At 67.2% G+C, this 9,562-nt stretch carries 5 protein-coding genes; 2 read left to right on the top strand and 3 right to left on the bottom strand.

Features of this window, described 5'->3' with window-relative positions; all coding sequences use genetic code 11:
- Positions 1-38 precede the first annotated feature (38 nt).
- The 3 genes from ACFYO0_RS39680 to ACFYO0_RS39690 are packed head-to-tail and all read right to left on the bottom strand — an operon-like array spanning position 39 to position 5,178.
- On the bottom strand, positions 39-1,736 hold the full coding sequence (locus ACFYO0_RS39680; protein WP_388686207.1) for an acyl-CoA dehydrogenase: 1,698 nt from the start codon (positions 1,734-1,736) through the stop codon (positions 39-41).
- Complete coding sequence (locus tag ACFYO0_RS39685; RefSeq protein WP_388686209.1) at positions 1,733-3,418, bottom strand: acyl-CoA dehydrogenase family protein; 1,686 nt, start codon at positions 3,416-3,418, stop codon at positions 1,733-1,735. Before ACFYO0_RS39685 ends, ACFYO0_RS39680 begins: the two co-directional genes overlap by 4 nt.
- Positions 3,415-5,178, bottom strand: a complete 1,764-nt coding sequence (locus ACFYO0_RS39690; RefSeq protein ID WP_388686211.1) for a fatty acyl-AMP ligase — start codon at positions 5,176-5,178, stop codon at positions 3,415-3,417. Before ACFYO0_RS39690 ends, ACFYO0_RS39685 begins: the two co-directional genes overlap by 4 nt.
- Before the next feature lie 553 nt (positions 5,179-5,731).
- On the opposite strand from ACFYO0_RS39690, the gene ACFYO0_RS39695 reads away from it, so the two are divergent.
- On the top strand, positions 5,732-6,274 hold the full coding sequence (locus ACFYO0_RS39695; RefSeq protein ID WP_388686213.1) for a DUF1707 domain-containing protein: 543 nt from the start codon (positions 5,732-5,734) through the stop codon (positions 6,272-6,274).
- A 1,555-nt stretch (positions 6,275-7,829) separates the two neighbouring features.
- The gene (locus ACFYO0_RS39700; RefSeq protein WP_388686215.1) at positions 7,830-9,347 is read left to right on the top strand and encodes an ATP-binding protein; all 1,518 of its coding nucleotides are present in this window, start codon (positions 7,830-7,832) and stop codon (positions 9,345-9,347) included.
- Positions 9,348-9,562: the final 215 nt, after the last annotated feature.

Below are 9,562 nucleotides of genomic sequence, written 5' to 3' on the forward strand. Positions count from 1 at the left end.
TGAAAGTTGACGCATTGTTCCGAGCGGAATTGTTCTGTTCACCGGTATCGGCGTGCCGACACCCCGAAGCTCGCTGTGCGGTCATGGCGGTCCAGCAGTTCCTCGAGGAGCGCTCCCTCCACCTCGGTCGGCACGTCCTCGGGCTGTCCGAGGGCCCGGCCTGTGAGTCGGGTCAGTGCGGCGACCAGCCACTCGGGCCGGGCGAGGAAGCCGCCAGGTGTCGCGTGCTGCCAGGTTCCGACACTCGCGGCGGCGGCGAGCACCGAGGCGTATCCGGCCGCGAGGTCACGTACCTCGACCGAGGCGGCGATCGACAGGTCCCGCGGCCTGAGTCCCGCGCAGGCTTCAGCGAGCATTTCCAGACGCCTCGCGTGGGCATCGACCACGGGACGCAGCGGCGCCGGGAGGTCGTCGTCGAGTGCGACGCCGAGAGTTCCGGCCAGCCCGTCCTGTCTGCCCACGGCGATCCGAAGCCCCGCCAGATCGAGTGGTGGCAGTTCGCCGTCCGGAGCGAACAGCGCAGCGGGGGCCGGTGCGGCGTCCCGCCACGCGCGGCGGGCGAGTACGGGGAGCTGCGGCAGCATCGCGGACAGACAGGCCGCGCGCGCGATGTGTCCGAAGGCGACCGGCTTGATGTCCCGGGTCATCTTCTGGAACACCGCGTGCTCTCCGTCGCGGCGGTAGAACTCGGCTCCCATCACGAGTGAGAGCTGTTCGACTGCGTCGAGCAGAACCCCGGCCAGGAGGTACTTCACGGCGGGGGCGTACACGCTGCCGAGCTCCGGCAGCACGTGCAGGGAGCGGGCAGCCGCTGCTGCGAATGCCTCGCACAGCAGCAGGTCGGCGAACGCGTTGGCCAGGGTCGTGCGCACCATGGGGATGTCCGCGACTCCCCGGCCGTAGAGCCGACGCCTGAGCACGTGGTGCAGCGTGACGCGCAGTGCGGTGTCCAACATCGCGGTGCTCATCGCCGGCAGTGCGATGCGGGTCAGTTGGAAGGCGCGTGCAATCGTCTCCATGCCGGTACCGCGGGCGCCGAGCAGTGCGGCCGCATCCACGGGACAGTCGTCCACGGTGATCCCGCCCAGACGCACGCCGCGCATGCCGACCGAACGGAATCGCGGGAGGAACCGGGTCCGCTCCGGGTCAAGGCTCGACACCGGCACGAACAGCTGCGAGCTGGAGCGCGGACCACCGGCGGGGTCGGTGCGGGCCAGGAACACCACGGCGTCGGCCCGGTCCAGATTGGTGATCGACTCCTTGCGGCCGTTCAGCAGGAGCCTGCCGTCTGCGGGGGTGGCCGCGAACTCGACGGAGCCGATGTCATTGCCGTGCGCAAGCTCATGAAATGCGCACGAGATCTTGTTGCCGCCCAGCAGCAGGTCGGCTGCGTAGCGGCGTTGCTCGGGGGTGCCTGCGGTCCACACGTTGACCGCGCCGAGCAGTGAACTGGAGCAGTGGCCCAGCCCCAGGCTCGGATCGCGCCGGTAGACCGAGCGCATCAACTCGACCAGGTGATCCACTCGTTCGAGCCGGCCACCCAGACTGCTGGGCACGAACTCGGCGAGGATCCCGAAATCGTCAAGAGCAGCCCTGCCGCCCTTCGGGGTCTCCTCATGCTCGTCTGCGGCCACGATGGCTGCGAACCCCGCCGAGTTGGCCGGATCCCAGGGATCTCCCAGCTTCTCTTCCAACGCCTCCATACGCGTACCGGCGTCGGTCCGGATGTCGCTCATACGGGCACCACCGTCGATCTGTGCAGCAGCGAGATGTAGGCACCCTCGTCGCTCAGCAGGTGGTCACAGAGTTCGTCGAAGACACGGTTGGCCTCCGGAGTCCGAAGTCCGAGGCCGTTCAGGACGAGAGCGAGACAGCCGCGCAGCCACGTCCCTTCACGCCACATGCCACGGTCGTGGTACTGCGGGTTCGCGATCCACAGCGCGATCGCCGCGGCGCCTGCAAAGCACCACTCGTAGCGTTCCGCGAGCCGCATCGTGTGGGTGTCGGGAGGTCCGGCAGTCGGACGAAGTCGGGTGATGCGCTCAGTCAACTCGTTGTAAGCGTCGAGTAGTTCGGCGGCGAGGCGGTCGGCACCGCCGGATGGATCGGCCGCGAGCCGGGCCACGAGGTCGCCCAGGCTGCTCAGTATCGAATCGTCACGTGCCATCACACCGAGTCGGAGCGGATCAAGGGGAGCGAGGTCCGCCTCATCCGACAACCACTCGCTCACCGGGCGGCGGGCCGTCGACACCAGGCGGCGGCCGGGACGGAGCAGTGGGAGGCTCGATGCGAGCGCGCTGCGGTTCACCCACGTACTGCCGTCGAAGATGGAGACAATCTGGTGGTCCCGCTCGACTTTCGCGAAGCCGCCGTAGCCCTCCACCTCTGTCAAGAAGCTTCGAGCACCGAGCAGTTCGGCAACGAGACGGAGCTGGCCCTGGACCAGAGTCGGTGCGAACGCCTTGGTGACCGCGGAGACGACGCTCAACTCCTCGGGTATCTCGTGGACCGCCCGCGCGGCCGTGTACGAGACCACCTCGGCGAGCAGCAGGCGGGCCACAGCCTGGCCGGCGGTGACGCGCGCGTGCGGCAGCTCCGCCAGAGCACGCCCGTGCAGTCGGCGCTCGAGGAGGAAACCCCGGGCCAGTCCCAAGGCATGGTCTCCGGCCCCGAGAGAGAGGGCGACGCACGCGATTCGGGTCAACTGCAGTGCTTTGAGGACGAGTTCCAGCCCACCGCCGACAGCTCCGACGAGCGCGTGACCAGGAACATCAGCGTCGCGGAACTCCACCCCACTGATGTCGGCGCCCCGAATGCCGTGCGTCGGCATCTTCGGCAAGGGCCGAACGGCTCCGGGCGCAGTGGCCGACTTGTCGACGAGGAAGACGCTGAATCCACGCGGCCCGCCCTTGGGATCGGTGCGCGCCAGAACTGTGACGAACCGCCCGCGAGACGCGTTGTTCACAGGCCACTTCCGACCGGACAGACGCCATCCCGATCCCTGCCGGGTCGCCGTCAAGCTACCGGCGAGCAGGTCGCTGCCCCCTCCCGGCTCGGTGAGTCCCCAGGCCACGGCCTCGCCCGCCATAATGTGCCGGGCGAGACGGACGGCTGTGTCGCTGTCTCCCGAAACCCACACCGACGCGGCGCCGAGGAAGGTCTTGCCGTGCGCCACCGCGACGGTCAGGTCCCGTGACGCGACGGTTCGGAGCAGCGCATGCATCTCGTCGAGACGTGCCAGCCGACCTCCGAACGAGATCGGGACGTAGTAACTCGGCAGGCCCCACTGGTCGAGTGCCGCGCACGCCTCGGCCGGAAACGCCTCGGCCTCGTCATGCGCGTTCAGCAGGACCGGATCAAAAGGGCCGCCCGAAATCGACCAGTCATCGACTGCTGCGGCGAGCTCGGATGTTCTCACCTCGGCTCCCCCGTTCCGGACGCGGCCAGCTCGGCCCGCGGCACGTAGCCGTCCGCCCACAGCGGCTGCAACTCACCCTGGACGTATAGCGATCGCATCACGGACCGTTGCACCTTGCCGCTTGTGGTGCGTCGTACTCCGCCGCGCCGCAGGATCAGCACGGCATCGGCATGCAGGCCGAATTCACGAGCCACTGTGGTCCGCATCTGAGCCGCGAGTTGGGACAGTTCCTGCTCGGGGGACTGACGGCGCACCTCATGGATCACCACGAGGCGTCCGTCGTCACCTTGGTCAGTGGGCACCGACACGACCGAGCCGACGACGTCCCGCAGCGGCTGATGGTGTTGACGTAGTTCGTCTTCTATGTCGTGGGGATAGATGTTCCGGCCTCGGATGATCATCATTTCCTTGATGCGGCCGGTTACGTACAGTTCGCCCCCGATGAGCACGCCGAGGTCTCCGGTGCGCAGGAAGCCCTCCTCGCCGCCGAGTAGTTGGCCGAACGTCGCTTGGGTCGCCACGTCGTTGCGCCAGTAGCCCTGCACGACGGACTGCCCGCGCAGCCATATCTCCCCGACCCTGCCGGGCGGAAGTTCCTCAAGGGTCTGCGGATCAACGATCCGGACTTCAAGGTCCAGTGGTTCACCGCAGCTGACAAGGGCCCGGCCGGTGCCGTCGCCCGCCGGCTCCACGCGGTCCTGCTCCAGCGCCTCAGGATCACAGTGCAGGACCACTGGAGAACGCCGCGGGGTGGCAGAGACGAGCAGTGTCGCTTCCGCCATGCCGAAGCTCGGCGCGAAGGTCTCAGGCCTGAATCCGGCCGACGCGAACCGGGCGGCGAAGTCGTCGAGCACGCGCGCGCTGATCGGTTCCGAGCCACTGACGGCGTACTTCCAACCCGACAGGTCGACTCCACGGGCATCGTCCTCGGACACCTTGCTGAGACAGAGGTCATAGGCGAAGTTCGGGGCGGCAGAGAGAGCTATGTTGAAGTTCTCGATCAGCTGGAGCCAAGCTCTGGGCCGACGTAGGAAGGCCGCAGGGCTCATCAGGGCAGTGCCGCATCCGGCCAACAGGGGCGACAGGATCAGCCCGATCAGGCCCATGTCGTGGTAGTTCGGCAGCCAGCCGCCGAATCTCTCCCCCTCCTCCAGCGGGAAGGCCACCGCTGTCGTCGCCGCGTTCGCCAGCAGGTTCCCGTGGGTGACCACGCTGCCCTTGGGGTCGGTCGTGGAGCCGGAGGTGTACTGCAGGACTGCCACGGTCTCCTGGTCGGCCTCGTGGACCCTCACGTCGTCGGCACGGCGCGCGGGATCGATCCGTAAGGAGAGCACCGGCATGGTGAAGCCCTGCTGCTCTGCCCAGTCGACCACCTCCTCACGCTCCTCGAGCGTGGTCAGCACACAGCCGACCGCAGCATCGTGGGCGATGCCGAGCACCCTCCGCTGATCCTGCTGGTAGCGACCGGGCATTGAGGAAGGCACGGCGATCATGCCGGCGTAGATGCAGCCGAGGACGGACGCGACGAACTCAGCCGAAGTCGGCTGGAGCAACAGCACGCGCGAGCCGGCCGGGCACACCTGAAGCAGCTCCTGAGCGAACACACGGGCGGCCTGGTCCAGTTGGGCGTAGCTGAGCCACTGGGCGGATGCCGGGTCCGAGGGGTCTCTGACGATCGCGACTGCGGGCCGGTCCCCACGTTCGCGTGCGTGCAGTGCGAAGATCTCGGACACACTTCTCGCGCCGAGGAGATCCACCATTCTTCGTTACTCCTGTGTCGAAGGGGGCCGGGGACTTTGTCGGCCGGGCAGGGGAGTCCCACTGGTCGGCGGGACGGCCTCCAGGGAGCCGACCGGGCCGCTGGGCCAACGCCGCTCACGGAAGTCAAGGGGGATGAGAGGAGAGAGCTACCCCCCGGAGAGAGGTGTCTCGATCTCCGGCTCGGAGCCCCGCCCTCGGCCTTCCGGACACCGAGGTGCGCTCCCTGCCGCGCACGTCGGCCATTCCAGCTCCCCCCGCAAGTTGTCACAGAACTTGACAGCAATCCGCCGCGTGCGGCACAACCCTAGGCGGATCTCTTGTCAAATCTCAAGCAAAATCTGACAGACCCTCTGTCAACATGCCTTGATCTGCAGTCACTACGGGATCGCGCCCATGTCTGGCCTCGCACCCGACGGAGGCGCAGGTGCGTACGTGCCACCTCGCACGCCGACTGGCTTTGGCGATGGGTCCGTCCAAGTGCGAGGGCTGGTCAGACTGTTGGGGCCAAGAAGCGCTGGACGGATGTGACACGACCGACGCTATGGTTGTCGCATGTCCTCTGTGCCAGAGAACTTACCGCCGCGGATTTCCGAAGCTGATCGTGACGCGGCCGTTGAGCGTCTCCAAGACGCATTCGCCGAGGGGCACATCCCCTCCGAAGAGATGGACGCACGGCTCCAGGCCGCGCTTACCGCGACGACGCACGGCGAACTGACGTCGGCCCTGGTATCACTCCCCGACCCAGATGCCGGCCCGACTGTCACAGTGAACGCCGTCGGCGGGTTGATCCAGCGGCGTGGCGGGTGGCAGGTGCCGCGGCACTTCAAGGTCACCTCCAGGATGGCCAAGGTGTACCTGGACCTGTCACGAGCGGTCATCGAGTACCCCGTGGTCGACATCGAGCTCCATCTGCAGTACGGATGGGCCCGGGTCGTCGTCCCGGCAGATGCGACGGTCAACTTCGAGGGCCTGCACGCCGCTTGGAAACAGCCCGTCTATAATTCTCCGCGCTCCAGCGAAGCGAACGGAACGCGTATCCAAGTCTCCGGAACCATGGGGTACGGCCGGTTGAGAATCAAGCACCGGCGCAGCTGACCACTTCGGACATCGGCTGTTCTGGAGAGCGTCGACACCGGAATCTTCTTTCCATGACAGGCAAGTCACAAAGGTGAGGCCTGCGCGTCAGTGAACCCGCGGTCCTCACGTGCGCCTCACAGGCCCGTCGGCCCGCTGTTCCCGTCGGGTCATCGGGGAGGCAGTGCGCCGCGCCACCTCGCCTGCGCGCAGTACGTCGTGCAGGAACTCCAACCTGGTCCCCATACCGCCCAACTGGGCCCGTACGTCATCGGGTTCAGGGGACGGCGTCACGAGGGACAGGACCAAGGGGACCTCCCGGAGTCGACAGCAGGCTTATAAAGGCTCTACCTCAAATGCGGTGCGAGATTTATAAGAATCGCCGAGATTCGTGGGCTACCTGAGCTCGGAGAGCCGTGCATGGGCGAAGGGCGCAGGCGGGCTACGTTGCAGCCCGAGGCGAATTCAGCCGCTCGTCCGATGGCGGGCGCTTGGTCCGTGCACCGCGGCCACTCGCCGACGATCTACCGATATTCAGCCGGACAACCGTCTCGATCACAAGTTGTCCGCCCTCTACTAGCGGCTTTCCGTGTTCCCATGTTCCGTGTCCCCCGCCGGGGGCACTCGCCTGCGCGGCATAATTGCAGGTCAGTGCACTTTTGGAGTAACTCGACAGCTGAGGGCCAGTCAGATTTTCCTGGCTGACCCTCAGCTGTTCCGCTTTTGCGCAGGTCGGGGCCGGTCCGGGTTTCCGCGCAGGTGAGTGCCCTGGGATACCCAGGACATGGGAACACTGCTTTCGCGCGTCTTGACGCGCTGATTTATGCGCTCGGACCTGAGGGGTGGAGCGGTGACTCTGTGTTGCCATCTGGTTCCTTGCTGCGTTCCACAGAGCCGTGGTGCATGTAGAGCCATGCGAGGACCTCGCGGATGGCTTCACCCTGCCTCATGGCCAGCTGCTCACCTTCGGGCCCATCCACAACGACGTACTCGATGACGACCTTGGGCGGTTCTCTCCGACTCACTCTCCATACCCTGCACCGTGGCGATGCCGACTCGCGGGAGTTGGATGAGTCGCGGCGCTTCGGGACTGTGTTTGCCGCCGACAGGATGCCTCCGCGACCACTGGGGTTCCGTTACACGCGGGTGGCCGATCTGGCGGGAGGGGTGTGAGACACCGACTGGCTCACAGACCGCGTTCGTCCATCAGGCGCATCAGGTTCCGCCTGCGTTTCTGGGCGGCGCGCAGCGCGGTGACTTACACGGCGAACTCGTCCCCAGCGCCCAGGCGGCAGTGGCAGCCGCGGATGCTCAGCTACAGGCCGACGAACTGCTCGTAGACCTTGTCGCCGGTCTGCTTGGTCACCGGCTCGGCCAGACGTCGGCCTCGTGCAGGCGGATGGCGGTGCAGTCCTGGGTCGGCGGCTCCGGGCCGGAGCCCGCCAGGAGCCGCGACATTCTCGGCGAGAAGAGATCCGCGTATGACTCACCGCAGCATTACGCTCACAGCCCTACGCAGGTAAGGTCTATCCATACCGATTTCGTTAAGGTTGATCTAAACATATCTGGAGAAGGCATGCCTGGACAGCAGGCAAAACCGGAGCGGCTGCTGGACCGTCATCACGAGTGGGCACTGCTGAACGACTTCCTCGCCGATCCAGCCACCGAGCTGCGGCTGGCCATCGTCTCGGGGCGGCGGCGGAACGGGAAGTCGTTCCTGCTGGAGGCACTCACGGAGGCGGTGGGCGGGCTGTACTTGACCGCCGTGCAGGAGGAAGGCCGGGTGCCCGCGCTGCACCGGTTCACCGAGGCGATCGCCGCACACGCGGGGGTGCGGCCCGGGGCGATGCGGCTGGACGACTGGCGGGATGTGCTCACCGCCGCGCTGGAGGTGGTGAACCGGGCCTCAGGGGCGCCGCTGATCGTCATCGACGAGCTGCCGTATCTGATGCAGCATTCCCCGGAGATCCCCGGGTTCTTGCAACTGCTGTACGACCAGTCGCAGTCCGGCAAGGCACCCGGCGGCCGGATCGTACTGTGCGGCTCGGCGATGAGCGTGATGTCCGAGCTGTTGTCCGGCACCAAGCCGCTGCGCGGCCGAGCCGTGCTGGACCTGCGCCTGCCGGCCTTCGATTACCGCACCGCCCGCACCCACTGGGGAATCGAGGACCCGGCAGTGGCACTGCAGGTCGACGCCGTCCTGGGCGGCGCTCCCGGCTACCGGCCTCTGGCCGCGGGGCCGGTGCCGCAGAGCGAGGCGGAGTACGGCCCCTGGGTGGAACGCACCCTGCTGGACCCGGGACGGGCCCTGTACTCACGGGTGGAGGCGGAGTTCCTGCTGCGCGAGGACCCGCGGATCACCCACCGCACGCTGTACTACGACGTGCTGTCCGCCGTGGCCAGGGGCGCCTCGACCCCGGCAAAGGTCGGCTCAATGCTGGAGCGCTCCCGCTCCGCCATGGTCGCCCCGCTGGAGGTGCTCGAGTCCACCGGCTACGTCCGCAAGGAACAGGACCTGCTGAAAGCGCGGCACCCGGTCATCAGCGTGGCGGACCCGGTGATCCGCTTCAACCAGCTGATCACCCTGCCCACCGTGGACCTGGTGGAACGGCGGCGCGGAGCCCAGGTGTGGCAGTCGTCCCGGCCGACGTACCACTCGAAGATCCTCGGCCCGCACTTCGAGGAGACCGCGCGCGAATGGGCCCGCTCCTTCGCGATCGACGAGACAGGGCTGTCGCTCGGCGCGGTGGGCACAGCGGAGATCGCCGACCCTGCCGCCCGGACCAAGCACGAGGTCGACCTGCTCGCCCTGGCCCCCGGCGAACGCCCGCAAAGCCCCCGGGCCGCCATCGCCCTGATCGGCGAGGCCAAGGCCACCGTCCAACCCCGCGGCCTCAAGGACCTCGAGCGCCTCGAACACATCCGTACCCTCCTCGCCGACCAGGGGCATCGACCCCATGACGCCGTCCTCGCCCTGTTCTCCCTGCACGGCTTCCATCCCGACGTCATCGAAGCCGCCAGGCGGCGCCGCGATGTCCTCCTGGTCGACATCGGAGCGCTGTACAGCAACGGACCCATTCGCGGCCTGAGATGACAAAGCCGTTGCGCGGGAAGCTGGTCAGGCTGGCCGACCGCGGCTGGCTTCGGAAACTGCCCGACGGCCGGTTCATCACTCGTCTGTGACCAGGGACGCTGCCGCCCTGATGGCACTCATTGAGGTCTTTCAGCGTGGCCACTGATCGAGTGATGGCGTAGCCGCCCGCAACGGACAAGGCTCCCGTGCCGTTGAGGGAGGTGTTCGACGTCTCA

It is taken from the genome of Streptomyces sp. NPDC006365, assembly GCF_042870755.1.
Taxonomy (GTDB): Bacteria; Actinomycetota; Actinomycetes; order Streptomycetales; family Streptomycetaceae; genus Streptomyces; species Streptomyces xiangluensis.

Excerpts from the sequence above, each read along its gene's own strand:
- ACFYO0_RS39680 (WP_388686207.1), bottom strand. The coding sequence starts at position 1,736 with ATGAGCGACATCCGGACCGACGCCGGTACGCGTATGGAGGCGTTGGAA.
- ACFYO0_RS39695 (WP_388686213.1), top strand. The coding sequence starts at position 5,732 with ATGTCCTCTGTGCCAGAGAACTTACCGCCGCGGATTTCCGAAGCTGAT.
- ACFYO0_RS39690 (WP_388686211.1), bottom strand. The coding sequence starts at position 5,178 with ATGGTGGATCTCCTCGGCGCGAGAAGTGTGTCCGAGATCTTCGCACTG.
- ACFYO0_RS39700 (WP_388686215.1), top strand. The coding sequence starts at position 7,830 with ATGCCTGGACAGCAGGCAAAACCGGAGCGGCTGCTGGACCGTCATCAC.